Below are 26,636 nucleotides of genomic sequence, written 5' to 3'. Positions count from 1 at the left end.
AGGGAAGCACGGACATGGACACGATCACCCGGCGCAAGTTCCTCACCGCCAGCGGCGTCGTCGCGGCCGGCGCCCTGGCCGCGGGCGGTTCCGCCTACGCGCTGCGCGACATCCTGGCCACCTCGGGGCAGCGTGACCCCGGCAAGATCCTCGTGCTGGTCACCCTCTACGGCGGCAACGACGGTCTCAACACCGTCATCCCGTACGCGGATCCGGCCTATGCCGCAGCCAGGCCCGGCCTCACCTACGACGAGGGGCAGGTGCTCAGGCTCGAGGACGGCTTCGGACTCAATCCGGGCCTGAAAGGCCTGCACAAACTGTACGGGGAGGACCGTCTGGCGATCGTCCGCGGTGTCGGCTATCCGAAGCCCGACCGCAGCCATTTCCGCTCGATGGACATCTGGCAGACGGCCAGCCCGGAACGCCCCGGGACCACGGGCTGGCTGGGGCGCTGGCTCGACACGGCGGGCCGGGACCCGCGGCTGGCCGTGTCGTTCGAGCCGGTCCTGCCACCGGTCCTCGCCGGCGCAACCAGCGCGGGAGCGACCGTGCCCGGCGGCGCGCTGACTCTCCCCCAGGGCGTGACCCCTCCGGTCCTGGACGGTTTCGGTACGCCCGCAGCCGGCGAGTCACCCGCCCAGGCCCGGGCGGCGGCGTGTTTTGCCGACCTGGTCCGCGTCCAGGGCCTGATGACCGACGTCGCCGCGGAGGCCGAGGACGACGACGAGCCGGAGGGCCAGGCCACCGCCACCGGCGGGCAGGCGCCACCCCTGGACCAGCAGCTCGCCCTGGTCACACGCTGCGTGGAGGCCGGCGCCGCCACCCGCGTCTACTCGGTGTCGCTGGGCGGCTTCGACCTGCACGCCGACGAGAAGACGGCCCAGGAGGCCCTGCTGGCCAAGCTCGACAAGCCCCTGGCCGCGTTCGTGGAACGGATGGCCGGCCGCGAGGTCGTCGTCGCGGTCTACTCGGAGTTCGGCCGCCGTGTCCACGCCAACGCGTCCGACGGTACCGACCACGGCACGGCCTCCTCGGTCTTTCTCCTCGGCGACGGCATCAAGGGTGGCCTGTACGGCGAGGCGCCGAGCCTGACCGACCTCGACGACGGCGACCTCAAGCACACGACCGACTTCCGCGACGTCTACGCGATGCTGCTCGCCGACGTGCTGGACGCCGACCCCGGCCGGATCCTCGACGGCTGGGACGGCCGCTTCGACTTTAGTTGACGCCTCAACTAAACCGACGTATCGTGGAGGCAGGTAGTTGAAGCGTCAACCGGAGGCCCTCCATGAGCACCATGCCCGCCCTGTTCATCAGCCACGGCGCTCCCCCGCTGGTCGACGACCCCACCTGGGTCGCCCAGCTGAAGGACCTGACCGCGGGCCTGCCCACGCCGAAGGCGATCCTGATGGCCTCGGCACACTGGGAGTCGGCCCCGCTGATGCTCGGCGCCACCGAGACCGTCCCGCTGGTCTACGACTTCGGTGGCTTCCCCCGGCACTACTACGAGGTGCAGTACCGCGCGCCCGGTGCGCCCGAGCTGGCCGACCGCATCGAGAAGCTGATGCCCGACAGCGAACGCGTCACCCGTACCGACCGCGGCCTGGACCACGGCGCCTACGTGCCGCTGACGGTCATGTACCCCGACGCGGACGTCCCGGTGCTGCAGATGTCACTGCCGACCCTGGAACCCGATCGGCTGCTGGAGATCGGCCGCCGGCTCGCACCCCTGCGCGACGAGGGTGTGCTCATCGTCGGCTCCGGCTTCACCACGCACGGGCTGCCGTTCCTGCGGGACTGGCGCACGGACGCGAAGGCGCCCGGCTGGTCCAAGGAGTTCGACGCCTGGACGGCGGAGACCCTGGCACGCGGCGCGGTCGACGAGCTCGCCGACTTCCGCAACCGGGCCCCCGGCATGCCCTACGCCCACCCGACGATCGAGCACATGGCGCCGATGTTCCTGACCCTGGGCGCCTCCACCGACCCGGAGCAGAGCCCGGACCAGCCCATCGACGGCTTCTGGATGGGCCTGTCGAAGCGGTCCTTCCAGGTCGCCTGACGGGTACGGCCGCGGTGTGAACCTCCGGCATCTTTCAGCATTCTCCCAGTGTGACCAGGGAATCTTGGGGGTACGCACCGCCAATTCCCAGAACCCACGCCCGGAGGTTTCTCCCCCATGCTGGAGGTCACCGCGCTCGGCTGGACGCTGACCATCGCGGTCATCGTGGCCCTGCTCGCCCTCGACCTGACCCTCGGAGTGCTGCGCCCGCACGCCGTCGGGTTCCGTGAAGCCACCGCCTGGTCGGTCTTCTACATCGCGATCGCCGTCGCGTTCGGTGTCGTCTTCGGCTCCGTCGCGGGCTGGGACTACGGCACCGAGTACTTCGCCGGGTACATCGTCGAGAAGAGCCTGTCGGTCGACAACCTCTTCGTCTTTGTGATCATCATGAGCACGTTCGCCGTACCGGAGAAGTATCAGCAAGAGGTCCTGACCTTCGGCATCATCATCGCGCTGGTGCTCCGGGTCATCTTCATCGCCCTCGGCGCGACCCTGCTGTCGCTCTTCTCGTTCATGTTCCTGATCTTCGGGCTGATCCTGGTCTTCACGGCGGTCCAGCTCTTCCGCCACCGCGACGAGGACCCCGACCCCGACAACGCCGTGGTCCGGGCCAGCAAGCGGATCTTCCCGGTCACCGACGAGTTCGTCGGCGGCAGGCTCTTCACCAAGATCGACGGCAAGCGTACGGCCACACCGCTGTTCATCACGCTCATCGCCATCGGCAGCGCCGACCTGCTCTTCGCGCTGGACTCGATCCCGGCGGTCTTCGGCGTGACCGAGGAGGCCTTCATCGTCTTCGCCGCCAACGCCTTCGCCCTGCTGGGCCTGCGCGCACTGTTCTTCCTCGTGAAGGGTCTGCTGGACCGCCTCGTCTACCTCTCGACGGGTCTGTCCATCATCCTCGCCTTCATCGGCATCAAACTGGTGCTGCACTGGGCCCACGAGGACATCAGCAAGTCGGTCCCCGAGATCGGCACCCCGGTCTCCCTGGGCGTCATCATCGTGGTCCTGATCGTCACCACGGTCGCCAGCCTCATCAAGGTCCGCAAGGAGCCCGACACCGTCGCCCACGCCGGCAGCCTCCGCGCCCACGACGACAAGCACAACAACTGATCCACCACAGACGCAAGGCCCAGGTCACGCTCGACCCGACCTGGGCCTTCGTCGTTACCGGCACGCCACCCTGAGCTGGGCCGATCTGCGCACGTTCCGGCCGGACCAGCGATAGGGTCCGCGTCCATGGACATGCTGCGAAGCGCACAGATCGCCGAGGCCGGCCTGACCGACTGGCGCAAGCTGGCCCAGGGACTGCACACCCGATACCTGATCGCCGGCTTCGGCACCGGCGCGCGGTTCGTCACCGCGATCGCCGAGGCGGGCGACGAGCTCGGCCACCACCCACGCGTGTCGATCGGCCGGGGCCACATCGACCTCGAACTTGTCAGCGACGACGCCATCTACCGCGAGGACGACGGCACCGAGCACATCGTCGAGTGGGTGACCCAGCAGGACGTCGACCTCGCACGCCGGATCACCGCGATTGCCGCCGCCCACGGGCTCACACCCGACCCGGCCTCGGTCAGCGAACTCGAGCTCGGCCTCGACACGGCGCAGTCCGCGGTCATCGCCCCGGTGTGGGCCGCCCTGCTGACCGGCAGCGCCGACTCGAAGGGCCGCGGCACCCCCGGCGACGAGATCCGGGACGCCACGGGACGGGTCCCGAACCTGTGGTTCGGGGACGAGGCACCGGGCCCGCGGTTCCACCTCGAGGTCTACGTGGCGCCCGAGACCGCCGCCCAGCGAATCGCCGACGCCCTCGCCGCGGGCGGCACCGTCGTCGACGACAGCAACGCCCCCGGGCAGACCGTGATCGCCGACCAGGACGGCAACCAGGCCACCGTGTGCGTCGACACGGCCGCCGTGAAGCAGAACTGACCGGGACCCGTCATGGCCACCGACCCGTACACCATCGCGCCTCTCAGCCCGCCGACCTGGCCCGCCTTCGACGCGCTGGTGCAACGCCACAACGGCATCTTCGGCGGCTGCTGGTGCATCTGGTTCCACCCCGACAGCCCCGAACGCGGCCAGGACGCGGAGACCAACCGCGCGCTGAAGAAGCGCCAGACCAGGAAGATGTCATCGTCGTTCCTCTACAACGGCACCCGCCGCCTCTACGAGCGGCTCGGCTTCACCTACGACCGCCCCAAGGGCCTCAAGAACTGCGTCATGGTGAAAACCGTCGAGCCCGCGTGACAGACGCGGAACGGCCCCGGCTTCGTTGCCGGGGCCGTTCGTGTCTGCGGTGGGGCGTCAGCCGCGATAACTGCCGATGCCGTTGCCCGTACGCTGGCGCTCGTAGTCCTGGGCGTTGAGGATCTCGCGGATCTGGCGGGTCTCCTCGTGGGTGTGGCGGCCCAGGATGAAGTCGAGCTCGGCGCGTTCGGCCGGGGTCTGGAACGCCGCGAGTTCCGCGCTGAGGCGGCGGTGGGCGACACGCTCGGTGCGACGGTTCGCCAGGTTCACGCGGACGTCGCGAATCTTGGTGGTGAGCTGCATGATCCTTCTCCTCACAATCAGTGACGGCGAAAGCTTCGTCGCTTCCTGCAACAACCATCCCGGCCGAGAGCTTCCGCACCAAATCAAGCAGGTAAAACTCTCGATACAGAAGTGACCGGGGCCACCGGATCCCTGTAGTGCGGGTCACTCTCCGTTGCGGACGTCCTGGTCAGACGTTTTCGCCGCGCGGCCGTGTTCCCGGACACAACGGAGGCCCGCGGCGGTCGCCACGGGCCTCCTGATGCCGTACCGGGGGTCAGAGGGTGAGGGTCCAGGTGTTGATGTATCCGGTGTCCACGCTGTAGATGTCGCGGGCCTGGAGCTTCCAGGCGCCGTTGCCGGCCTCGGAGGACACGTTGACCGTGTAGGTTGTGTTGACGTTGTCGGCGCTGTCCGAGCTGCTGCTGTTCTTCAGGCGGTAGGAGGTGCCGTCCGGGGCCACCAGGTCGACGACCAGGTCACCGCGGTAGCTGTGCACGATGTTCACCGCGACCGTCGACGTCGAGGACGCGTTGCGGCCGCAGCCGCTGATCGTGATGGTGCTCGTGACGGCCGAGCCGGCGTCCGGGATGGACACGTCGGTGCCGTTGGTGCCGGTGCAGCTGCCACCCGCGCCGCCGGTGACGGTCAGCGTGTACGTGGCGGTGCGCGTCGCTGAACCCGTACCGGTGACGGTGACGGTGTAGCTGCCCGAGGGTGTCGACGCGGTGGTGGCGATCGTCAGGGTCGACGACGAGCCGGAGGTGACCGAGGCCGGGCTGAACGAGGCGGTGGCCCCGCTCGGCAGGCCCGAGGCGGTGAGCGCGACGGTCTGCGCCGAGCCGGAGGTGGTGGCGGTGGCGATCGTCGTGGTGGCCGACGAACCGGCCGCGACGCTGCCCGAGGTCGGCGAGGCCGAGACCGAGAAGTCGTTCGTCGGTGTGCCGCCGGTGCAGGTGGCCTCACCGGACTGCGCCGGGACGCTGATCGCGGCCCAGGCGGCCTTGACGATGTTGAACTCGGCGCAGCTGGGGGTGTAGAGGTTCTTCGCGGCGGCGAGCGTGGCGGTACGGATGTTGGCGTACTTCCACGTCGAGGTCTTCGACTGCATCGCGTTGTAGTAGATCTCGCCGGCCTTGCGGATGCCGAGACCGGTCACCGAGGTCGAGTTGCAGGTGGGGCTGGCCGGCTTGCCCGACGGGGCGGAACCCTCGGCGGTCAGGTAGAACCAGTGGTTCAGCGGACCGGCGGCGGCGTGCACCTCGGTCGACGGGATCGAGGTCGACCAGCAGTTCGGGTCGCCCGCGAGCGACGGGTTGTACATGTAGCGGATCGGGCCCTGGCCGACCAGGTCGACCTCCTCGCCGACCTCGTAGTCCGGCGGGTCGAGCGGGCTGTTCGCGTACGCCTCGGTCAGGGCGCCGAAGATGTCACCGGTCGACTCGTTGATACCGCCGTTCTCGTTGCCGCTGCCGGCGCCGCCCGGTGTGGTCTGGAAGACGGCGTGGCCGAGCTCGTGACCGACGACGTCGATCGGCGTGGCCTGGCGGTTGTTCGCCTGGTTGTGGCCGAAGTTCACGTACGAGCCGTTCCAGTACGCGTTCACGTCGTTGAGCCCGACGCGGATCGGCGGGTTGTTGCCGTTGCCGAGGATGCCGTTGCGGTTGAACCACGACGAGAACATGTCGATCTCGCGCTGGGCGCCCCACAGGGCGTCGACGCAGGCGGTCTCCAGGTTGGTGCCGGAGCCGGTGCCCCACGCGTCGTCCGTGCCGGTGTACGCGGTGCCGCCCTGCCCGCCGCAGCGCAGCCCCGGCCGGGTCGTGTCGGTCATGGAGTACGAGCTGCCGGAGCCCGAGGTGTTGATCGTGACGTTGCCGTAGTAGTAGCCGTTGCCCGTGCCCTCGCGCACGTAGTCGACCTGGTCGACCACACCACCCGTGACGGCGTCGACGAAGATGTGCAGGTTGCTCGGCTTGTTCTGGGCTGTCCGGCCCTCGACCACAGCCTCGTAGACCAGCTTCGGCGAACCCCAGGCGAGCACCTTCAGCGTCGGCGCCTCCGCCCTGTCCACCTTGGCCAGCCGGGACTTCGCGGTGGCGGTCGCCTGCGCGGCGGTGACCTTCGCGGTGGTGCCCACGGAGATCTCGGCCGTCTGCGCGACCGCGGTGTCCTTGACCGCGCCGGCCGCGTCGGTGGTGACGACGACGTCACCACCGACGACCTGCAGACCCTTGAAGGAGCGCGCGTAGGTCACGTACTGCAGACCGCGCGTGCCCTGCACGACGCCGGTGCGCTTGAGATCGTCGCCGGCGGCGCGGCGCAGCACACCCGCCGAGGCGGCGCTGTCGACGAGCCGGTCGGCGGAGGAGGCGGCCAGGGCCGCGGGGGCGGGTGCGGGGCTCGGTGCCTGCTGCGGGCCGGCAGTGGCGGGTGCGGCCGCCAGCGTCAGCGCCGCACCGGTGGCCAGGGCCACCGACGCTGTGATGAGTCTCTTACGTCCCACGCTCGTACTCCTTTTCTCGACCCGGTCAGGGCGAGGCCTGGGCGCGGAGTCCCGGGGTCGGGAGGCACCAGGCTGACTGAGCAGTGACGCTATGCATCGACGACCGTCACCGAATCAGGGAAAACCCTTGTCGGCGCCGGGAGGCGCGTGGAGAGCTGGGTCCGCGAGCGTACGCCGAGCTTGCGGTACACCCGGGTCAGCGTCGCCTCGACCGTCTTCACGCTCAGGAACAGCTGGTTGGCGATCTCCCGGTTGCTGGCGCCGTCGCGGACCAGCCCGGCGATCCGCGCCTCGGTCGACGTGAGCCCGAAATCAGTCGGCGCCCCTTCCGTACGGGCCAGCGCGCGCTCGGTCTGCTCGGTCCACGGCTTCGCGTCGGCGGCGAGGAAGATGGTGAGCGCGGCGCCGATCGCGACCCGGGCCGCGGCGTACCGGCGGCGGCGGCGCTCGGCTCCACCCTGGACGAGCAGGGCGTGCGCCTGCTCGATCGGCTGGTGCAGCCGCGCAAAGTGCTGGGCGGCGGCCGCGGACAGCACCACCGCGGAGTCGGCGTGCCCGCTCTCCGAGAGCACCACCGCGGTGGCCCGGTCCAGATAACCGGTGACCCCGGGCGCCGCACCGAGGCGCTGCGCGGCCGTGCGGGCCTCGGCCAGCGTCTCCGCAGCCTCGGTGTGCTCGCCCAGGGCGGCCAGGCCACCGGCGAGGTCACCGTGCCAGCGGACGATCATCGGGTCGGTCGCGCCGGTCTGCAGCTCGCGGAGGCGGCGCAGGGCGGCGACCCCAGCGCGGGTCTCCCCGGCGCGCAGCTCGGCCTGACCCAGCGCGTGCAGGTTGCGCCGCAGGTAGAGGGCGTCACCCTCCTGCTCGGACGCGCGGACGCCCCGGCGGGCATACCCGGCCGCGGCGGCGAGACTGCCACCGGTCAGTTCGGCCACGGCGGCGGTGTACCAGGTCGGTCCCGGGCTCAGCCCTGCCTGCTGGGCCGCGGCCACGGCGCGGTGGGCGTACCGGAGGGAGTCCCGGCAGCGGCCCGCCCGGCCGGCCACCTCGGAGAGGCTGCGCAGCACCTCGACCAGGGCTTCACCAGCGCGGTCGTGCTCGGCCACGGCGAGCAGGGTGAGCAGCTCGGCCCGCGCCTCGTCGAGCCGGTCGTCCATCAGGGCGAACCGGGCGGCGACGTACCGCGGGCCCATGTGCAGCCAGCCGGGGAGCTGCGGCGCGGGCAGCTCGAGGGACCGGGCGAGGGTCTGCGTCCACTGCGGCTCGCCGCGGACCCGCTGCACCTGCGCCAGCGCGCTGAGCGCCATCGCCTCGGTGCACAGGTCACCCGCCCGGGCGGCAGCCGCGGCGGACTCGGCGGCGCAGGTCGCCGCCGCGGACGGGTCACCGGCGAGCATCGCGGCCCAGGTCAGCCGGAGCCGGACGGGAGCGACCAGGGTGACGTCGTCGCCGGCCTCGTTGAGCGCGGCGGCGAACGTCTCCCCCATCTCGGCGAGCGCCTGACCGGCCAGGTCGATCAGCACGAGCCTGGCCGTGACCCGGTGCCGGGCGGGTGCGTCGGCCGCGGCGAGCACCGCCTCGGCGGCCCGTCCGGCCAGCGCGGGAACCCCGGCCGTGACGGCCGTCCCGGCCGAGGCGACGAGCCAGTCGAACCGTTCGGCGGCCAGGCTGCGCGGGCAGCGGTCGGCGGCGAGCAGGTAGAGCTCGGCGGCCGTGCGACCGTCGCCGCGTTTCAGGGCTCGTTCGGCCGCGTCGACCAGGTCCCGGGCGACGTCGGCGTCGGGCCGGCCGCTGCGCAGCGCCCGGTGCCGCACGTTGTCGGTCTCGTCGAGCGCGGCGTTGGCGAGGGCGTCGTGCACCCCGGCGCGGCGGGCGGCACCGGCGTCCTCGGCGAGCACCACCCTCAGCGCGGGTGGTGTGAAACGGACGACCTCACCGTCGACCTCGACGACACCGGCCGCGGCGGCCGTCCGGAGATCCCGGTCGGCGTCCTCGTGACCGGCACGGACCAGCACGGTCAGCGTGGGCTCGGTGGCAAGCGCGGCGACCAGCAGGGTGCCCGCCACCGGCGCCGGCAGCGCCTCGATCCGGCGGCGCAGCAGGGCCCGCGCGGCCTCCGGCAGCGCCGCCGAGCGCCAGGCCGGACCGGGCGCGACCACGGCCCCGAGCTCCAGCGCGAGGAACGGGTTGCCGCCGCTGGCCTCGTGCAGACGGCTCGCCGTGCGGCAGGGCAGGCCACGGGCCTCGAGCAGCTCGGTGAGGTCGCCGGGCTCCAGCGGCGGGACGAGGAGGTCGGCGACGGGAGCCGGGCACAGGCGCGCCGCCCGGTGCCGCCCGGCCGCGTCGGGGAAGCGCTGTGCGGCCACCACCCGCACCCGGGGCCCGGGCCGCCGCCTCATCGCAAAACCCAGCAGCTCCGCGGACTCGGCGTCGAGCCATTGCACGTCGTCGACGACCACCAGCACGCACCGGCTGCGCGAACAGTGCGCGAGCAGGCGGGGCAGGACGAGCCGCCGGGCCAGCGCGGGAGCCCCGGCGCGCGGCGCGGTGCCCTGGCGCAGCACGGCCAGGGCGGCGCGGTGCGCGGGCGGCAGGGCTTCCACGGCACCGGCGGGCAGCTGGGCGACCAGATCGGCGATCCCGGCGTACGGGAGGCGACGCTCACCCGGCGCGGGCCGCAACCGCACGACCAGCTCACCCCGCGCCGCGGCGGTGGCAGCGACGGCGTCGAGCAGGGCCGTCTTGCCGATGCCCTCGGGGCCGTGCAGGGCGACACCGCCCCCGGCGGCGAGCCGGGCCTCGACGGCGGCCAGCAGCGACGCCCGGCCGAACAGGGCGGTCGCGCCCGGCTGCACGCGGATGTCCAGGGCCGTCTCCGCAAGGTAGGCGATGTCTCGAGCGACATCAGCCTAGGAACCCGGCGATCAGCCATCAATGGTTGCGCATATGTCAGTTCTTGCTCTTGGTCACACCGGCGCCGCCTCACTCCGACCGGCCGGGCTGGAGTTCTAGGCTCGGGTGGTGATCAGTTACTTCGAGCGGACCGGCGAGCACCGGTTCCGGGCCACCGAGGCCACGGGCGGTGCGTGGGCCGTCGACGAGCAGCACATCAGCCCGATGACGGGTCTGCTGGTGCACGCCGTCGAGCAGGCGCGGGACCCCGCGGACGGGATGGTCGTCACCCGGATCAGCATGGACATCCTCGGGGTGCTCAAGCTGGAGGAGTTCGACGTCCACGTCGAGGTCGTGCGTCCCGGGCGGACGATCGAGCTGGTCGAGGCCGTGGCCATCGCGCGGGGCCGGCCCGCCGTGCGGGCGCGGATGTGGCGGATGGCCTGCCCGGACACCTCCGCCGTCGCCGGTGGTCAGCCCGCTGCCCTGCCCGGTCCGGAAACCGTCGAGCCGTGGCGGCTCTCCGAGCTGTGGCAGGGCGGCTACATCGCCTCGGTGGAGGTGCGGCCGGTCGGTACGCCGCAGCCCGGCCGGACGACGGCCTGGATCTCCAGCCGCGCCGACCTGATCGCCGGCGAGAAGGTCAGCGAGCTGGCGTCCTTCGTCGCGCTGGTCGACACCGCCAACGGCATCGCCGTGCGGCAGTCTCCCGCGGACTGGCTGTTCCCCAACCTGGACCTGACGATCCACCTCCACCGGCAGCCCAGCGGCCCGTGGGTGGGCCTGGACACGAGTGTGGTCTTCGGCGTGAGCGGTCAGGGGCTGACCTCGACCGTCCTCCACGACGTCGACGGGCCGGTCGGCCGGGCCGAGCAGATCCTGACGGTACGGCCCGCGAAGCGTTAGCCCTTCGCCTTGGTCACCGTGGTGGCGGTGACCGTGCCGTCCGCTGCTGCCGCACCCGCGACACTCACCGAGTCGCCCGCCTTGACGTCCTCGAACTTGCCCTTGGTGGCGGTCTGCACGGTCGTCTTGCCGCCGGTCCGGACCGTGACCACCGTGCCGTCCAGGGTCTCGACGTAGATCGTCGTGCCGTCGACCAGCTTCACCCTCCCGGTCGTCGGCGCGGCAGCGGCCGGGGCGGTCGGTGCAGCGCCCCCACCGGGGAAGCCGCCGTAACCTCCTGCAGCACGGGCGCCGCCTGGCCTGCCCGGCGTCGCCGCGGCCTCGGCAGTTCCGTAGTGCTTCTGCATCTGGAGACCGCCCAGGAAGCCGCCGAGCAGCAGGGCGACCGCCCCGAGCACCAGCGTGCCGCGGTTCCACCAGCGGCGGGGTGCGGCCCGGGCCAGCTCGGCGGCCAGGTCGTTGTCGTCGCCGGCCACCGGGTTCAGAACGGCGGTGTCGTCGGAGGCAGTGGTCACAACGGTCCTCACTCGTAGCGGAGTGCGTCGATGGGGCGCAGACGGGCGGCCCGGCCGGCGGGGAGGCCCCCGAAGAAGAGGCCGATCGCGATGGACACCCCGAGGGCGAGCCCGATGGAACTGGGCACGATCACCGGTTTCACGCCGACGATCTCGAAGCTGCTGCCGATCAGCGCCGCGGCCACACCCAGGGCGCCGCCGATGACACTCAGCAGCGTGGCCTCGATCAGGAACTGGGTCAGGATGACCCGCCGGGGAGCACCCAGCGCCTTGCGGATGCCGATCTCCCGGGTCCGCTCGGTGACGGTCACCAGCATGATGTTGGTGATGCCGATCCCGCCGACCAGCAGACTGATCGCGGCGACCGCACCCAGCAGCGTGGTGAACGTGTCCGCGGTCTCGGTCTGCGTGGCGAGCAGCTGAGACGCGTTCTGGATCCGGTACGGCGTCGTCGCACTGCCCGGCGTCACGTCCAGCCGCTGGTTCAGGATGGTCGCCACCTCGGACTGCACGGCGTCCACCCGGTCCGGGCTCTTCGCCTCGACCAGGATCGAGGTCAGGGCGCCGTACCCGGTGAGGACCTGGCGGACCGCGGAGAGCGGGGCGATCGCGGTGTCGTTGCTGTCCTGGAAGCCGGTCGAGCTCTTCTCCGCGAGGACACCGACGACCGTGAAGAGCGCCCCGCCGACGGTGACCTGCTTGTCGAGCGGATCCGTGCCGGGGAACAGTTCCTCGGCGACGGTCCGGCCGAGGACCACCACCCGCCGGCCCTGAGCCTCGTCGTCGGCGGTGAAACCCGCGCCGCTGCCGACCGGGGTGTTGGACGCCGCGAACCAGCTCGGTGTCGTGCCGACGAACTGGCTGACCTCGTGGTCGGTGCCCTCGAAGGTGACGGTCGCCGAGGAACTGACCACCGGGGAGACCGAGGCGACGTCGGGCGCCAGTGTGGGGTCGATCAGGGCGTCGGAGATGGCGGTGGTCAGGGCGGTGCTGGTGGAACCGCCGCGGCCGGCGCTCATGACGGTGATCGTGTTGGTGCCGAGCGCCTCGATGCGGTCGCTGATGGCCTTGGCCGAGCCGTTGCCGACCGCGACCAGCAGGATCACTGCGGCGACGCCGATGAGGATGCCGAGCATCGTCAGTGCGGACCGGACCTTGTTGGCCGCGAGCCCGCGCAGGGCGAATCGCACCACCTCGGAGAAGCTCATGCGCTGTGCCGCCCGGGAGCCCCGACGGGCACACGGTCGAGCGGTGACTGGCGGACGTCGGTGACGATCCGGCCGTCGACCAGGCGGACCAGGCGTTTGGTGCGGTCGCCGACCTCGGGCTCGTGGGTGATCAGGACGATCGTGCGGCCCGCCGCGCTGAGCCGGTCGAAGACCTCCAGGACGTCGGCCGTCGAGCGGGTGTCGAGGTTGCCGGTGGGCTCGTCGGCGAGCAGCAGAGCGGGCTCGGTGACCAGGGCCCGGGCCACCGCGACACGTTGCTGCTGGCCGCCGGAGAGCTGGTTCGGCTCGTGCCGGGCCCGGTCCGCGAGACCCACGGTCTCCAGCGCGGCCATCGCCCGCTCCCGCCGCTGCCGTGACTTGACCCCGGCGTACGCGAGGGGCAGCTCCACGTTGGCCACCGCCGTCGTCCGCGGGATGAGGTTGAAGGCCTGGAAGATGAAGCCGATGAGGCGGTTGCGGGCCAGGGCCAGCTGCCGGTCGGCGAGGCGGCTCACGTCGACACCGTCGAGCCGGTAGGTGCCGGCCGTGGGGACGTCCAGCGCGCCGAGGATGTTCATCAGCGTCGACTTGCCGGAGCCCGACGAGCCCATGATCGCCACGTAGTCGCCGCGGTCCACGGTCAGCGTGACACCACGCAGGGCGTGGACGGTGGCTGCGCCCGTACCGTAGATCTTGGTCAGGTCGCGGACGTCCAGGACCGGGCGGGTCATCGGGTGCCCCGGCCGGTGCCGCCACCGGTGAACCCGCCGCCGCCGGGCGGGGCGCCGCCACCGGTAAGACCGCCGCCGCCCGGGAAACCACCGGTGTTGCCGCCGGTCGTGCTGCTCGCGGTGGTGATCACGACCTGCTCCCCCGCGGTCACGCCGTCGGTGATCTGGGTGGCCTGGTCGCCCACGAGGCCGATCTCGACCGGCCGGGTCTCCCGGACGCCGCCGGCGAGCACGGTGACCGTGTGCCGGTTGCCGACGGTGGTGACCGCGGCCGCGTTGACGTAGACGGCGTCGGCGACCTTGCCGGTCACCACGGAGACCGAGACGGTCTGGCCCGGTTTGGCGCCGGCCGGGACCTGGTCGAGGCTGAGGGTGACGCCGTACGTGACGACGTTGTCGGCGGTGGTGGCCTGCGGGTCGACAGCGACGACCTTGGCGCTCTGTTCGGTGCCGCTCAGCGCGTTCCAGGTGACGGTGGCTGCCTGCTTCTCCTTGAGCTTCGTGGCGTCGGCCTCGGCGAACGCCGCGGTGACCTGGAGTTTTTTCAGGTCGGCCAGGTCGATGAAGCCGCTGGAATCCGTCGTGGTCGCCTCGGCCGCCTGCCCGCCGCCGGACGAGGGTGAGGACGAGCTGCCGAGTGTCCCGTTGACCGCGACCACCGTCCCGGCCATCGGGGCCTTCAGCGTCGTGCCGGTCACCGCGGCGGCGGCCTCGTCCACGGCCAGCTGCGCCTGCGTGACCGAGTTCTCCGCGGACGACGTGTCCGAGCCGGCGTCCTCCGCGCGGGTCACCGCGTCCCGCGCGGCGTCGAGGTCGGCCTCGGCGGCCGCGAGGGTGCGCTTCGCCGCGGCCGGGTCGACCTTCGCGAGGACCTGCCCCTTCTTGACCTTGTCGCCGACCTGGACGGAGATCGAGGTGACCGTGCCACCGGTGACAAAGCTGGCACTGGCCGAGCTCGCGCTCTCGAGCGAGCCGTCGGCCGTGACGGAAGCGGTGACGGTGCCCTGCTGGACGGCGACGGTCCGCACGGACGCGGCCGCCGCGGTGCCGGTGTCCGGACCGGACACCGTCCCGTACGCCCAGAAGGCACCGGCGACGAGCACCAGAACGAGGACGGCGTTGACCACCACCGACGGACGGCGCAGGGAACCCAGACGGGGCGCAGGCATGACGGACACTGTGGCGGCACCCCCTCGGAGGATCTTCGGGATTGCCTGGGAGCCACCTCGGAACCTCAGGCGGTGTCGTCGCCGGAGGCGGGCAACAGCACCCGGAACGTGGCGCCGCCCGCACCGGCCGGGTCGAGCTCCACCCAGCCGCCGTGCCCGTGCACGATCGCCGCGACGATGGACAATCCCAGACCGGAACCCCCGCCGCGCCCCCGCATCCGGCTCGAATCCGCCCGGTAGAGCCGTTCGAAGACCCGCGGCGCATGGTCCGCCGGCACACCCGGCCCGTCGTCACTCACTTCCAGGACAGCCAGGGGTACCCCCGCAGCAACGTTCCCCGACCGCACCGCCCCGGCCGCGGGCACGTACCCGGCGACCCGCCCCACCCGGACGGTCACCCGGGCGCCGCCGGTGGTGTGCTGCAACGCGTTGGCGACGAGGTTCGTGGCGACCTGCCGCAGCCCGTGCTCGTCACCCAGCACGGTCGGCGGCACGAAGGTGTCGGAGGTGTCGTCGAGGGCGGCCAGGCGTACGGGCCGGTCCGGCACCCGCGCGTGGGCGTCCCGGATGGTGTCGGCGGCGATCTCGAGCAGGTCCACGGGCCGCAGCACCGGCGGCCGTTTCAGGTCGAGACGGGCCAGCAGCAGCAGGTCCTCGACCAGCACACCCATCCGTCCGGCCTCACCCTCGATGCGGCTCATCGTCTCGTCGAGCTGCGGCCCGGGTGGTGCACCACCGCGCCGGTAGAGCTCGGCGAAACCGCGGATCGAGGTCAGCGGCGTGCGCAGCTCGTGCGAGGCGTCCGCGACGAACTGCCGCAGCCGCTGCTCCGAGGCGGTCCGCGCGGACACCTCGGCCTCGATGCGGGCCAGCATCAAGTTGAGCGCGCCACCGAGACGCCCGGGCTCGGTGTGCGGGTCGGTGTCCGCGACCCGCCCGGAGAGGTTGCCGGCGGAGATGTCGGTGGCGAGGCGTTCCATCTCGGTCAGCGGGCGCAACCCGAGCCGCACCACGAACGCCGACCCGAGACCGAGCAGCGCGAGCATCAGCACGGTGACGCCGACGTCGATGATCAGCAACCGGTCGCCGGTCTGCTCCACCTCCATCAGCGAGGAGCCGATGACGACCACACCACCGGTGTTCGGGGCCGGCACGGCCAGCAGCCGCCAGTCCGCGCTGCCGTCGACCGCCGCGACCGTGTACGGCTTCCCCTGTGCGGCACGGGCGCGTACGTCGGTGATGGCCTCGGCTGCCGGGCGGGTGCCGTCGACGGCCGAGCTGCGGGCGGGATCGAGGGTGCCGTCCGGGCCGTAGACGTAGACGACCTGGTCGGCGCCGAGCCGGAACTGCCGCGGCCGGGGTGCGGGCTCCGGACGCTGGGTGCCGGCGAACGGGCGCGCCATGCCGGTGAGCTGCTCGTCGATGCGGTCCCGCAGATAGCTGCGGATCAGCAGCAGACCGGCGACGTTGGCGGCGATCAGCGCCACGGCCGCGAGAGCGCCGACGACCAGGACGAGCCGCGAGCGCAGCGTCCAGTGACTCCACCGTCGGGGACGCCGGCGGAGCCGGGAGGTCACTCCTCGCCGCCGCGCGGGAGCCGCAGGGCGTACCCGACACCACGCACGGTGTGGATCAGCGGCGGATCGGTCTTGTCGATCTTGCGGCGCAGGTAGTAGACGTACGACTCGACGATGCGCCCGTCGCCGCCGAAGTCGTACTTCCACACGCGGTCGAGGATCTGCGCCTTGCTGACCACCCGGCCCGCGTTCACCAGCAGGTACTTGAGCAGGTTGAACTCGGTCGGCGACAGGTCGACGAGCCGCCCGGCCCGGCGGACCTCGTGGGCGTCCTCGTCGAGTTCCAGGTCGGCGTACCGCAGCACACCCGCGGCGGCGGGCCCGTCCAGCTCCGGCCGGCTGCGCCGCAGGATCGCGCGGATCCGCAGCACGACCTCCTCGAGGCTGAACGGCTTGGTCACGTAGTCGTCCGCACCCGCGGTCAGCCCCAGGACCCGGTCCTCGACGGCGTCCCGCGCGGTCAGGAACAGCACCGGGGTGGCCCGGCCGGAGGCCCGCAGCCGCCGGGCTACGTCGAAGCCGTCCAGGTCGGGCAGCATCACGTCGAGGACCACCAGGTCGGGGTCGAACTCCTCGATCGTGACCAGCGCGCCGTGCCCGGACTCGGCGACCCGGACGTCGAACGCCACCAGCCGCAGGGTCGCGGACAGCAGCGCGGAGATGTTGGGCTCGTCGTCGACCACGAGGACCCGGGTCGGACGGGCCGGCGAGGGCTCACTGAGGGCGACGGAACCGCGCGTATCGGCATGCACCCGGAAGAGATATCAGCGCTTCCTTTGAATTCCGTATGAATACCCTAGGAGCGACCTGGGCCGCCGTCACCACGACCGCACGACGGCCGCACCCTCGGCCAGCCCGGACGTGATCTCGGTGTACAGATCACCCCGCAGCCCCACACCCACCTCGAGCCTGGCGCCGTCGCGCAGCACGGTCCCGGAGCCGCCCGTGACGTCGTGCACCGCGGTGCTCGGCACCCGCAGCACGTCGGCGGCCGAGCCGGTGGTGACCCGGACACCCGCGCTCTGCCCGACGAGCAGGTCGTCCGGGGCGTCGTCGAACGACAGCAGCACGCCGTAGCGGACCATCGTGCCGTCGTTCGTACCGGCGGGGTCGACCTGGACAACGGTCGCGCCGAAGATCTTCCCCGCCCGGTCGGCCAGCGTGACCGCCGCCTTCTGCTTCACCGCGAGACGGTCCGCGTCGGCCTCGGGGAAGTCGGCGCTGATCTGCATGTCGTAGACGTCGGCCAGCGTCAGGAAGGCCGTACCGGCACCGATCTGGCTGCCGACCTTTCCCGAGACCGAGAGGATCCGGCCGGCAATCGGGGCGGTGATGGTGGTGCCGTCGAGCCTGTCCTCGGCGTTCGCCAGGGCGACCTCGGCCTGGTTGACCCGCTGCTGGGCGCTGAGCACCGGGTCGGCCCGGCCGCCCTTCGCGGCACACGTCGTCGGCGCGGCGCCACGCGCAGGGGCAGAAGTCCGGGCAGGCGCGCTGGTCCGGGCAGGCGCCGTGGTCCGGGCAGGCGCGGGCGTCTCGGCCGGTGCCGAGCTACGCGACGGCGACGGCTGGGTCGACGGGCTCGTCCAGGCCGCCGGGACCACGCCGCACGAGGAGGTGGGGGCCTCGCGCGCTTCCGTGAGTGCGTCCTGCGCCTCGGTGAGGGTGTCCCGCGCGGAGTCGACCGCGGCGGCCGCATCCGTGTCGTCGATCGTGGCGAGGGTCTGCCCGGGCGTCACCAGCGTGCCCGCCCGCACCTTGACACTCTCGACCGTGCCCGCGACCGCGAAGGACAGGCTGCGGGTCTGCGCCGGTTCGAGGGTGCCGGTCGTGGCGACCTCGAGCGTCACCGCACCCCGGTCCACCGCCACGGTGGCGGCCACGGCCGGCTTCGGGTTGCCGCCGGCGGTCACCAGCCGCGCGGCTCCCGCGCCGAGCAGCAGGACCACGACGATCCCGGCCGCCCACATCCACCGCCGGTGTCCCCCGCGCCAGTCACCCATGGTCCGGAAGTGTCACCGCGGGTCCTCGCGGCCGGCTCGATCCCACCTCGGAGTTCCCTCGGAGCCGGTCTCCACGCAGATTCCGAGGTACGTCCGACGTAGCCGCGAGGTGGGCGGTCTTGTCTGGAGCGTCGTATCCGCAGGATCTTCACCGAGGAGCAAACCGTGCCGCAGCTCAGAACCACGTCACCCCGCCGGATCGCGGGACTGGTCGTCGCCTCGGCGGCGCTGCTCTTCGCCGCGGGTGCCTGCAGCGGGGGCACCGAGGCGACCCCCAGCAGCGGCGGGGGTCAGGCCGGGGGCGGTGCTTTCACCGCGTACACGGAATGTCTGAAGCAGAACGGGGTCACGATCACCATGCCGTCCGGGGGTGCCCGGGTGCGGCCTTCGGGCGCGCCGGACGGTGCCCGCCCGTCCGGGCTGCCGCGACCCTCAGGGAGTGAAAGGACCGGCGGCGGCTTCGGGCGGCCTGCCGGGGTCGACGACGCGACCTGGGAAAAAGCACAGGCGGCGTGCGCATCGGTACGTCCCAGCGGACGTCCCGGCGGTGGCAACGGCACCGGCCGGGGTGATGGCGGCGGCATGAGCGCGGCCTACCGCACCTGTCTGCAGGATCACGGGGTCACCCTGGGCGAGGCGCCCCTGGCGACCGGCGACCCGGCGGTGCAGAAGGCCGCCGAGACGTGCAAGGCGCTCGCGCCGGCGAACTGAGTCAGCGGGGCAGCGCGTCCTGCACGTCGTTCCAGCGGTCGGCCAGCTGCCGGCGCCGGCAGGCGACCAGGTGGCTGGCCAGGATCGCGGGCAGCCCGCCACGGACACACACGTCCGCACCGGCGGTGAGGACACCGGCGACGAGTTCCGCGGGGGCGTCGTCGTCGACCAGGGTGACGATCCGGGACCGGGCCGGCAGCAGCGCCCGCGCGGTGCTCACGTCGTGCACGGTCGCGCCGCTGATGAGCACGATCTCGCCCGCGCGGATGTCGTCGAGGCCCGCCGGATGACGCAACGTCCAGCCCGCGGGCAGGTGCGCGGCGAGCCCGGCGACCCGGCCGGGATAGCCCAGGACGGCGACGACCGGGCTGTGCCGCTGCGTGTTCAGGTCCGGCAGCGGCACCGCCGTCGAGTTCGGGGTGAACGTACGGTTCGTCTCGTTGCGGTCCAGCTGTACCAGCATCAGATCCCCCAGATCGGTGCGCTTCTTTCGACTACCTTTCGCCCCGCGCCTGGGATCCCCATGTGCCCTGCCTGTGCGTCTGTTGTCAGTGCGACGCGTACCCGGCCGCGTCGGCGAGGATGCGCTCGATGAGGTCGTCCGGGAGGCCCGGGTTGCACGCCGCCGGCCCGGCGGTGGCCGGATCGTCGAAGAGCTCCCGCAGCCGCCCGGCCGGCAACCGGCCGTCGGCCGCCGCCGCCCGCCGGACCAGAGCCGACTCGTCGTGGCTGAGCCGTTCGATCAGCTCGGGCGAGGTGGCCGGATCCATCGGTACGACCGCACGGGCCTGCTCGTCGGCCGAGTCCGCAAGCCGCGCGAGTCCGGCGGGGGTGAAGTTCGGGTGCCTCAGCAACCGGCCGCGGGTGACGATCCGGGTCTCCAGGTAGGCCCGCAGCACCGTCTCAGCGGGGGCGCCGGGCTGGTTCTCGCACAGCAGCAGCCGGACCACCGGGTCCTCGTCGGTCCCGAGCATCTCGACGAGGTCGGCGGGCAGTTCCGGGTGGTACGTGCTGCTGCGACGCAGGCCGGGGTGGGCCGACAGCGCACAGCCGCGCAGGACCTCGGGGTCCGTCGTCGTGCAGACCCAGACCAGGGGTTCGAGCCGATCGTCGGGGCCCAGCTCGTAGTCGATCGCCGCGCGCTGCTCCTCGCTCAGCCCGGGTCGCATCGACAGCGCCAGCCGGACCCGGGGTGACGGATCGACGGCCAGGACCGGGATCAGACTGTCGGGAAGGCTGGGATGGGCGGCGACGCCCGCACGGACGTACTCGTTGCCGTCGGCGACCAGGGACAGATCGAGGGGACCCGGCGCCTTCTGGAGTTTCCACCGCTGCGAGGGCTTGCCCGCGGCCTCGAAAACAGGCACTTCCGCCGCCAGCTCCCGGACTGTGCGATTGGCGTCGCAGAGCAGCCGGGCCCGCTGCGACGGGGTGAGACCCGCCGACTCGGCCAGCACCGCGCGCACCTTCACCTCGGGGTGCGCGGCCAGGGCGTCGAACACGTCGTCCGGCCACGCAGGCCGGTACATCATCGTGTAGTGGAGCTCGCTCCAGAACGGGACGAGCCGGACGGCAACCGCGCCGGACAGGGCCGGGTTGAGGGACAGTCCGCGCAACCGGGCCCGGACCGGGTGGTGGTAACCGTCCGGGCTCGTCACGCCGACTCCCGGCGGACGACCCGGACGACCTCGGTCAACTCCCGGGCCGGCAGGGTCCGGTCGTAGATCTCCGCGACCACGGTCTCCGCCAGATGTGCCGCCACGACGGCCTGATCCGTGGTGACGGTGGTCAGGGCGGGCACAGCCAGCCGGGCAGCCGGGATGTCGTCGACGCCGATGACGGCGAGGTCACCGGGGGCGTCCAGCCCTTCGCGGCGCATCCCCGCGAGCACGGCCATCGCCACCTCGTCGTTGTACGCACACACCCCCGTCACGCCCTCCTCCCGCCACTGCCGCACCGCGACGGCGGCGGCCTCCGGGTTTAGCGGCACCACACGTACGGACAGGTCCGGGAAGCCGGAGCGGGCACCCCGGAGGCGCGGCTCCGCAAAGATCCGCACCCGCTCGTCGTCGGGGTAGGCGTACCCGAGGGCGGTGTGGCCCGCCGCGGTGAGGTGCCCGGCCTGGAGGCGGCCGACGTGCTGCTGCGGGATCTCGAGCTCGCGGCCGAGGAGCCCGACGACCAGGGCGACCCCGGCCGCCCGCATCGCGCCGACCTCGGCGGCGGAGAAGTCGGTGAACGCCAGCACGGCCGCGGGTGTGATCGCCTTCCACAGGTCGGTGATGGGGCGGTCGGCGCGGCTGCCGGGGTGGGCGACGAAGGTCAGCCCGGACCGGGCGAGCTCGGTCGAGAGGTTGCCCAGCAGGGTGCCGATCTCGGGGCCGATCGGCCAGTCCGGCAGCAGGCACAGGACCACGTCGGAGCGGCCGGTCCGCAGGGCCCGGGCCGCCGCGGAGGGTGCGTAACCGAGCCCGGCGGCGGCATCGAGGACGCGGGTGCGGGTCGCCGCCGAGATGGTCTGGTGCGGGGTGTCGTTGAGGACGTAGCTGACGGTCGCGCGGGACACTCCCGCGACCCGGGCGACGTCCGCGCTGGTCACCCGTCGTGTCGTGCTGTCTGTCATAACCGTCGCCTCTTGCCGGAGCCGTTCCGCTGACAAAGCTGACACGAGCAAGTTACACGTGTCAGCTTCCGCTCCGCGCACGCCGGGCCGAAACGTTCCGCAAACGATTTCATTCTCATCGATCAACTTCTATTGACAGCGCTTCGTCAGGAAATTCACACTCTCCGCAGTCCCCTCTGGACGATGCGGAGACCCGATGGCGGTGACGATCAAGGATGTGGCCCGGGCGGCCGGGGTGTCGCCGTCCACGGTCTGCCGCGCCCTCTCGACACCGGATCTGGTGCGCGCCGAGACCGGCGAGCGGGTCCGGCGGGCGGCGACCGACCTCGGCTACTCCCCCAACCGGGCCGCCCGGGGCCTGATCACGGGCCGGACCGGCAACCTCGGGCTGATCGTCCCTGACCTGGGCAACCCGTTCTTCCCGGGTGTCGTCAAGGGCATCCAGGCCCGCGCCCGCGAGGCCGACCACGCGCTTTTCCTCGCCGACACCGACGAGGACCCGGCCGCCGAGACCCAGCTGGTGAGGACCCTCGCCAAACAGGTCGACGGGCTCATCCTCTGTTCCCCGCGGATGGGCGAGCAGGAGTTGCGCAGCTTCGCGGCGGAGACCCCGCTCGTCATGCTGAACCGCCGGGTCGGCCGCATCCCGGCGATCACCTTCGCCAACGTCGACGGCATGCGGCAGGCCGTCACCCACCTCACCGCCCTCGGGCACCGGCGGATCGCCTACGTCGCCGGGCCACGGACGTCCTGGTCCAACCGGGAACGCGTCCGCGGGCTCCGGGCCGCGACCACGGCCGCCGGTGTCGAGCTGGTCGAGATCGGCCCGGTCCAGCCGCAGTACGACGGCGGGGTGGCCGCCGCCGACCCCGTGCTCGCCGCCGGTGTCACCGCCGTCATCGCCTACAACGACGTCATCGCGCTGGGCCTGCTCAGCCGCTTCAACGCGCGCGGGATCACCGTGCCCGCCGCGATCAGCGTGATCGGCTTCGACGACATCCCGCTGGCGGCGATGGTCCACCCGTCGCTCACCACGGTCGGCCTGCCCATGGAGAGTTGTGGCCGGGCCGGCGTCGACCTGCTGCTGGGCCTGTTGCAGGACCCCGCCCGCTTCGGCGCCACCCGCCGCGAGCTGGGCACGCAGCTCATGGTCCGGGGCTCCACCGGGCCGCCGCCTCCCGCCTGAGATCCGTCCCCTCGAGGAAGGCTCGCCATGCCACCACTCGCCCGCCGCCGCGTCGTCACTGCCGCCGCCACCACCGCCCTGCTGCTGCTCAGCGCCTGCAGTGCCCCCGACTCCGGAGGATCCGCCCAGGACGACGGCGGTGAGGTGCCCGCCAAGCCCGGCAAGGCCGTCACGCTGAACATCCTCGACGTCGCCGGGAACCTCCAGCTCACCCAGGGCATGATCGACGACTTCGTCAGCAAGAACTCCGGTGTGGTCAGCAAGGTGACCTACTCGAAGTCACCGGCGCCGGAACTCGTCGGGAAGGTCAAGGCCCAGCAGAACGCGAACCGCGTCGACATCGACCTGGTGCTGACCGGTGTCGACGGGCTGTCCGCCGGCATCGAGCAGGGCCTGTGGAACCCGTTGCTGACGAAGTACGCCGACCGCCTTCCCGGCGTACAGGAGTATCTGCCCGGGGCCGCGGCCATGCAGAAGCTGGCCGGGGATTCCGGGGTGACCGTGACCTACTACCCGTCCGGGCCGCTGATCGAATATCTGCCCGCCAAGGTGCCGAACCCGCCGAAGACAGCGCAGGAGCTGCTCGATTACGCCAAGGCCAACCCGGGCGCGGTGCAGTACGCCCGCCCGTCGAACTCGGGGCCGGGCCGCACCTTCCTGATGGGCCTGCCTTACCTGCTCGGTGACTCCGACCCCAAGGACCCGACGGGCGGCTGGGACAAGACGTGGGCCTACCTGGGTGAGCTCAACAAGTACGTGACGCTCTACCCGTCGAGCACCGGCGAGACGATGAAGAACCTCGCCAACGGCTCCGCGAAGATCATCGCCTCGACGACCGGCTGGGACATCAACCCGCGGGTGCTCGGCACCGTGCCCAAGGAAGCCGCGATCGGGACCCTGGAAGGCTTTCACTGGGTCACCGACGCGCACTACGCCGTGGTGCCCAAGGGTGTCTCGACCGACAAACAGTCCGCGATCCTGCTGCTGCTCGCGCACATGCTCACCAAGGAACAGCAGGCCAAGGCTTACGACAAGGGCTACTTCTACCCCGGCCCGGCGGTCAAGGACGTCGACCTGGCCATGGCCCCGGCGGACAGCCGCGCGGCGATCGAGGAGTTCGGACGGCCGGAGTATCCCGACCTGATCGCCAAGAACCCCCTGGAGGTGCCGCTCGGCTCGAAGGAACTGGTTGCCGCCTTCGACCGGTGGGACCGCGAGATCGGTGGCGCCAAGGTGGCCAAGTGAGCTTCGAGGAGCTGCGCCTGGACGGCGTCAGCCGCAGCTTCGGTGGTCACGCGGCGCTCGCCGGGCTGGACCTGACGATCAAGCGGGGCGAGTTCATCGCGCTGCTGGGACCGTCCGGATGCGGCAAGTCGACCGCGCTGAACTGTCTCGCCGGGCTGCTGCCGCTGACCCGCGGCAGCATCTGGCAGGACGAGGCGCGGCTCGACGTGCTGCCGCCCGAGCGGCGCGGCTTCGGGATGGTCTTCCAGAACTACGCGCTCTTCCCGCACCTGCCCGTCCGGAAGAACATCGCCTTCGGCCTCCAGATGCGGCGGGTGCCGCGGGCCGAGATCCGCCGCCGCGTGGACGAGGCGTTGCGGCTGGTGCACCTGGAGGACCAGGCGGGCAAGCTCCCGGGCCAGCTCAGTGGCGGTCAGCAGCAACGTGTGGCCATCGCGCGGGCGGTGGTTCTGGAGCCGTCGCTGGTGCTGATGGACGAGCCGTTGTCGAACCTCGACGCGAAGCTGCGGCTGGAGATGCGGACGGAGATCCGGCGTCTGCACCAGTCGCTCGGGCTGACCACGGTCTACGTGACGCACGACCAGGAGGAGGCGCTGTCGCTCGCCGACCGCCTGGTCGTGCTGCGCGCGGGCCGCGTCCAGCAGATCGGCACGCCGGAGCAGCTCCACACCGAGCCGGCGAACTGGCACGTCGCGGACTTCATGGGATATCGCAACCTGTTGCCGTTGAAGGCCGGGGCCCGTCGCGGTGCCGGTGTGGTCGTCGAGGTCGAGGGCCGGGAGCTGCTCGGCACGCCGGTCGGTGACCTCGCGCCCGGCAGCGACGTGATCGCCGGGACCCGCCCGGAGGACCTGACGATCGGCCCGGCCGGCGGCACGGGGGTGCCGGCCACGGTCGAGGTCGTCGAATACCAGGGTCGCGAGGTGGCCGTCGAGGCCCGCACGCCCGGTGGCATCCCGCTCAACCTGCGTTCCGTCGACCGGCCCGCGGTCGGCGACCGGATCACCGTCACCGTCGAGCCCCGGCGGCTGCTGGTCTTCCCCGCGGACGGTGCGTGATGGTCGCGCTGCGGCACCGCCTCGCCGAGCGCGGCATCGACCGCCAACTGCTCCTCCTGATTCCGGCGGCTGTCTTTGTCCTCCTGCTCTTCATCTACCCCTTCCTGTACGGCGTGGGCCTGTCGTTCCAGCCCGTGGAGGGCGGGGCGCTGGGGGCGTACAGGGAGTTCTTCACCGACGCGTACCTGCGGGACACGATCGGGACGACGTTGCAGTTGTCGTTGCCTGCCGCGCTGCTGAACGTGCTCGCTTCGGTGCCGATCGCGTACCGGATGCGGGGGCGGTTCCGGGGCAAGCGGTTGCTGACCACCGTGCTGGTCGTGCCGATCACCCTCGGCACGGTGCTGACGGCGCAGGGCCTGCTGAACTTCCTCGGGCCGACCGGCTGGTTCAACCGCACGCTGCTGAGCACCGGGCTCGCCGACGCACCCGTACGCCTGACCAACAACTACTGGGGTGTCTTCTTCTCGCTGGTCATCACCGGCTTCCCGTTCGCGTTCCTGCTGGTCCTGTCGTACCTGTCGGGCATCGACCCGAGCCTCGAACGCGCCGCCGCGACCCTCGGCGCCGGGCGCTGGCAGCGCTTCCGGCGGATCACCCTGCCGCTCCTGGCGCCCGGACTCGCCACCACGTTCTGCCTGACGTTCGTGCTGGCGTTCAGCGTCTTCCCGTCGGCGGTGCTGGTCGGGGACCCGTCCGGGACCACGCGGGTGATGTCGATCGCCGCGTACGACGCCGCGTACGTCCGCTACGACTACCCGCTCGCGTCGGCTGTGGCCGTACTGATGGGCCTGGTGGAGTTGATCGTGATCGGAGCCGTGCTCGGCTGGCGGGCGCTGCTCTACACCGGGTCGACGGCCGGAGGGAAGGGCTGATGGCGGCGCGGCGCAGCATCGTGGCGACCCCGGCCGCCTGGCTCGTCTGGGGTGTGGTGGCCGCATTCTTCGTCATGCTGGCCGGCGTCATCGGCTCGGTCGTCGTCAGTTCCGTCGGTACGCAGTGGTTCGACACGTGGCTGCCCACCGGCTGGACAACCCGCTGGTACGCCCAGTCCTGGGACGAGTTCACCCTGCTCCCGGTGCTGATCGTGACGCTGGAGGTGTCGGCGCTGGTCGTCGGCATCTCCGTGCTGATCGGCGTGCCGGCCGCGTACGTGCTGGCCCGGCGCAGTTTTCCCGGCCGCCGGCTGCTCTATCTGCTGTTCCTGCTGCCGATCCTGATGCCACCGATCACCTACGGCATCCCGCTCGCGACCGTGCTCTACAAGTACGGCTTCGCCGGCAACCTGTCCGGCGTCGTGCTGGCCAACCTCGTGCCGTCCGTGCCGTTCGTGATCCTGACGATGACACCGTTCATCGAGCAGATCGACCCGGCCGTCGAACGCGCGGCCCGCATGTGCGGCGCGAACACCCGCCAGGTCTTCGTCCGCATCCTGACGCCGCTGCTCGTGCCCGGGATCCTGGCCGCGTCGATCCTGGTGCTGGTCCGGACGGTCGGGATGTTCGAGCTGACCTTCCTCACCGCCGGGCCCGACTCGCAGACCCTCGTCGTGGCCCTCTACTACTCGATGTCGGCGGCCGGGATCCGCGCGCAGCAGTCGATCGACGCCATGGCGGTCATCTACACGTCGATGATGCTCGTGCTGCTGGTCCTGGCTCTGCGTTTCGTCAACCCCACCCAGCTGGTCGCCCGCGTCCGCGACGAGGGAGACTGAG

24 protein-coding genes and 1 pseudogene are annotated in these 26,636 nt (G+C 71.8%); 12 read left to right on the top strand and 13 right to left on the bottom strand.

From position 1 onward, the window contains the following. Nucleotides 1-14: 14 nt before the first annotated feature. The 5 genes from AFR_RS20805 (at nucleotide 15) to AFR_RS20785 (ending at nucleotide 4,312) form a co-directional block, all read left to right on the top strand. The gene (locus AFR_RS20805) at nucleotides 15-1,226 is read left to right on the top strand and encodes a DUF1501 domain-containing protein (RefSeq protein WP_023362771.1); all 1,212 of its coding nucleotides are present in this window, start codon (nucleotides 15-17) and stop codon (nucleotides 1,224-1,226) included. A gap of 62 nt (nucleotides 1,227-1,288) precedes the next feature. Continuing rightward, nucleotides 1,289-2,059 carry a dioxygenase family protein gene (locus AFR_RS20800; RefSeq protein WP_023362770.1) on the top strand — a complete coding sequence of 257 codons (771 nt, stop codon included), beginning with the start codon at nucleotides 1,289-1,291 and terminating at the stop codon, nucleotides 2,057-2,059. Nucleotides 2,060-2,176: 117 nt separating this feature from the next. Next, nucleotides 2,177-3,172 (top strand): TerC family protein, encoded by a 996-nt coding sequence (locus AFR_RS20795; protein WP_023362769.1) that lies wholly within the window; start codon nucleotides 2,177-2,179, stop codon nucleotides 3,170-3,172. Between the two features lie 126 nt (nucleotides 3,173-3,298). Continuing rightward, nucleotides 3,299-3,994: a VOC family protein gene (locus tag AFR_RS20790; RefSeq protein WP_023362768.1), complete on the top strand. Its 696-nt coding sequence runs from the start codon at nucleotides 3,299-3,301 to the stop codon at nucleotides 3,992-3,994. 12 nt (nucleotides 3,995-4,006) lie between these two features. Then, nucleotides 4,007-4,312: a hypothetical protein gene (locus AFR_RS20785; protein WP_023362767.1), complete on the top strand. Its 306-nt coding sequence runs from the start codon at nucleotides 4,007-4,009 to the stop codon at nucleotides 4,310-4,312. 57 nt (nucleotides 4,313-4,369) lie between these two features. On the opposite strand, the gene AFR_RS20780 is transcribed toward AFR_RS20785, so the two are convergent. The 3 genes from AFR_RS20780 to AFR_RS20770 form a co-directional block, all read right to left on the bottom strand. Beyond that, nucleotides 4,370-4,615 (bottom strand): hypothetical protein, encoded by a 246-nt coding sequence (locus tag AFR_RS20780; protein ID WP_023362766.1) that lies wholly within the window; start codon nucleotides 4,613-4,615, stop codon nucleotides 4,370-4,372. 256 nt (nucleotides 4,616-4,871) lie between these two features. Further along, the gene (locus AFR_RS20775) at nucleotides 4,872-7,100 is read right to left on the bottom strand and encodes a M4 family metallopeptidase (protein WP_023362765.1); all 2,229 of its coding nucleotides are present in this window, start codon (nucleotides 7,098-7,100) and stop codon (nucleotides 4,872-4,874) included. A gap of 89 nt (nucleotides 7,101-7,189) precedes the next feature. Beyond that, the gene (locus AFR_RS20770) at nucleotides 7,190-9,955 is read right to left on the bottom strand and encodes an AAA family ATPase (RefSeq protein ID WP_023362764.1); all 2,766 of its coding nucleotides are present in this window, start codon (nucleotides 9,953-9,955) and stop codon (nucleotides 7,190-7,192) included. Nucleotides 9,956-10,121: 166 nt separating this feature from the next. On the opposite strand from AFR_RS20770, the gene AFR_RS20765 reads away from it, so the two are divergent. Further along, nucleotides 10,122-10,898 carry a thioesterase family protein gene (locus AFR_RS20765; RefSeq protein ID WP_148308017.1) on the top strand — a complete coding sequence of 259 codons (777 nt, stop codon included), beginning with the start codon at nucleotides 10,122-10,124 and terminating at the stop codon, nucleotides 10,896-10,898. Here the strand turns inward: AFR_RS20765 and AFR_RS20760 are convergent. The 7 genes and pseudogenes from AFR_RS20760 to AFR_RS20730 all read right to left on the bottom strand — a co-directional run bounded on the left by AFR_RS20760 (nucleotide 10,895) and on the right by AFR_RS20730 (nucleotide 18,098). Then, nucleotides 10,895-11,413 (bottom strand): hypothetical protein, encoded by a 519-nt coding sequence (locus tag AFR_RS20760; protein WP_023362762.1) that lies wholly within the window; start codon nucleotides 11,411-11,413, stop codon nucleotides 10,895-10,897. The two genes, AFR_RS20765 and AFR_RS20760, sit on opposite strands and share 4 nt — an antisense overlap. Before the next feature lie 8 nt (nucleotides 11,414-11,421). Beyond that, nucleotides 11,422-12,621, bottom strand: coding sequence for an ABC transporter permease (locus AFR_RS20755; RefSeq protein ID WP_023362761.1), 1,200 nt, complete (start codon nucleotides 12,619-12,621; stop codon nucleotides 11,422-11,424). Further along, on the bottom strand, nucleotides 12,618-13,352 hold the full coding sequence (locus AFR_RS20750; protein WP_023362760.1) for an ABC transporter ATP-binding protein: 735 nt from the start codon (nucleotides 13,350-13,352) through the stop codon (nucleotides 12,618-12,620). Before AFR_RS20750 ends, AFR_RS20755 begins: the two co-directional genes overlap by 4 nt. Further along, nucleotides 13,349-14,521 carry an efflux RND transporter periplasmic adaptor subunit gene (locus AFR_RS20745; RefSeq protein ID WP_023362759.1) on the bottom strand — a complete coding sequence of 391 codons (1,173 nt, stop codon included), beginning with the start codon at nucleotides 14,519-14,521 and terminating at the stop codon, nucleotides 13,349-13,351. The genes AFR_RS20750 and AFR_RS20745 overlap by 4 nt, the downstream gene beginning before the upstream one ends. Further along, nucleotides 14,499-16,098, bottom strand: a pseudogene (locus AFR_RS20740) (sensor histidine kinase); the annotation flags it as partial. The gene AFR_RS20745 and the pseudogene AFR_RS20740, both read right to left, overlap by 23 nt. Next, nucleotides 16,095-16,850, bottom strand: coding sequence for a response regulator transcription factor (locus tag AFR_RS20735; protein WP_023362757.1), 756 nt, complete (start codon nucleotides 16,848-16,850; stop codon nucleotides 16,095-16,097). The gene AFR_RS20735 and the pseudogene AFR_RS20740, both read right to left, overlap by 4 nt. A 66-nt stretch (nucleotides 16,851-16,916) precedes the next feature. Then, entirely contained in the window at nucleotides 16,917-18,098 is a 1,182-nt protein-coding gene (locus AFR_RS20730; RefSeq protein WP_041841019.1) for an efflux RND transporter periplasmic adaptor subunit, read from the bottom strand. 165 nt (nucleotides 18,099-18,263) lie between these two features. On the opposite strand from AFR_RS20730, the gene AFR_RS20725 reads away from it, so the two are divergent. Continuing rightward, nucleotides 18,264-18,809 (top strand): hypothetical protein, encoded by a 546-nt coding sequence (locus AFR_RS20725; RefSeq protein ID WP_023362755.1) that lies wholly within the window; start codon nucleotides 18,264-18,266, stop codon nucleotides 18,807-18,809. 1 nt (nucleotide 18,810) lies between these two features. Here the strand turns inward: AFR_RS20725 and AFR_RS20720 are convergent, their stop codons facing one another. From AFR_RS20720 to AFR_RS20710, 3 genes are all read right to left on the bottom strand, one after another. After that, nucleotides 18,811-19,272, bottom strand: coding sequence for a hypothetical protein (locus AFR_RS20720; protein WP_023362754.1), 462 nt, complete (start codon nucleotides 19,270-19,272; stop codon nucleotides 18,811-18,813). Between the two features lie 85 nt (nucleotides 19,273-19,357). Then, nucleotides 19,358-20,467: a hypothetical protein gene (locus AFR_RS20715; RefSeq protein WP_023362753.1), complete on the bottom strand. Its 1,110-nt coding sequence runs from the start codon at nucleotides 20,465-20,467 to the stop codon at nucleotides 19,358-19,360. After that, nucleotides 20,464-21,432 carry a LacI family DNA-binding transcriptional regulator gene (locus tag AFR_RS20710; protein WP_041841018.1) on the bottom strand — a complete coding sequence of 323 codons (969 nt, stop codon included), beginning with the start codon at nucleotides 21,430-21,432 and terminating at the stop codon, nucleotides 20,464-20,466. Before AFR_RS20710 ends, AFR_RS20715 begins: the two co-directional genes overlap by 4 nt. Nucleotides 21,433-21,628: 196 nt before the next feature. Between AFR_RS20710 and AFR_RS20705 the strand changes: the two genes are divergently transcribed. From AFR_RS20705 to AFR_RS20685, 5 genes are read left to right on the top strand one after another with little or no spacing between them, the layout of a single operon-like run. After that, nucleotides 21,629-22,618 (top strand): LacI family DNA-binding transcriptional regulator, encoded by a 990-nt coding sequence (locus AFR_RS20705; RefSeq protein WP_023362751.1) that lies wholly within the window; start codon nucleotides 21,629-21,631, stop codon nucleotides 22,616-22,618. 27 nt (nucleotides 22,619-22,645) lie between these two features. Continuing rightward, complete coding sequence (locus AFR_RS20700; protein WP_023362750.1) at nucleotides 22,646-23,863, top strand: extracellular solute-binding protein; 1,218 nt, start codon at nucleotides 22,646-22,648, stop codon at nucleotides 23,861-23,863. Further along, the gene (locus tag AFR_RS20695) at nucleotides 23,860-24,921 is read left to right on the top strand and encodes an ABC transporter ATP-binding protein (RefSeq protein WP_023362749.1); all 1,062 of its coding nucleotides are present in this window, start codon (nucleotides 23,860-23,862) and stop codon (nucleotides 24,919-24,921) included. Before AFR_RS20700 ends, AFR_RS20695 begins: the two co-directional genes overlap by 4 nt. Further along, on the top strand, nucleotides 24,921-25,796 hold the full coding sequence (locus tag AFR_RS20690; RefSeq protein WP_023362748.1) for an ABC transporter permease: 876 nt from the start codon (nucleotides 24,921-24,923) through the stop codon (nucleotides 25,794-25,796). Before AFR_RS20695 ends, AFR_RS20690 begins: the two co-directional genes overlap by 1 nt. Further along, nucleotides 25,796-26,635, top strand: coding sequence for an ABC transporter permease (locus AFR_RS20685; protein ID WP_023362747.1), 840 nt, complete (start codon nucleotides 25,796-25,798; stop codon nucleotides 26,633-26,635). Before AFR_RS20690 ends, AFR_RS20685 begins: the two co-directional genes overlap by 1 nt. Nucleotide 26,636 lies beyond the last annotated feature (1 nt).

The organism is Amorphoplanes friuliensis DSM 7358 (assembly GCF_000494755.1).
GTDB lineage: Bacteria > Actinomycetota > Actinomycetes > Mycobacteriales > Micromonosporaceae > Actinoplanes > Actinoplanes friuliensis.
The sequence above is the reverse complement of the archived record's forward strand: the minus strand, read 5'-3'. Positions and strand labels throughout refer to the sequence as shown.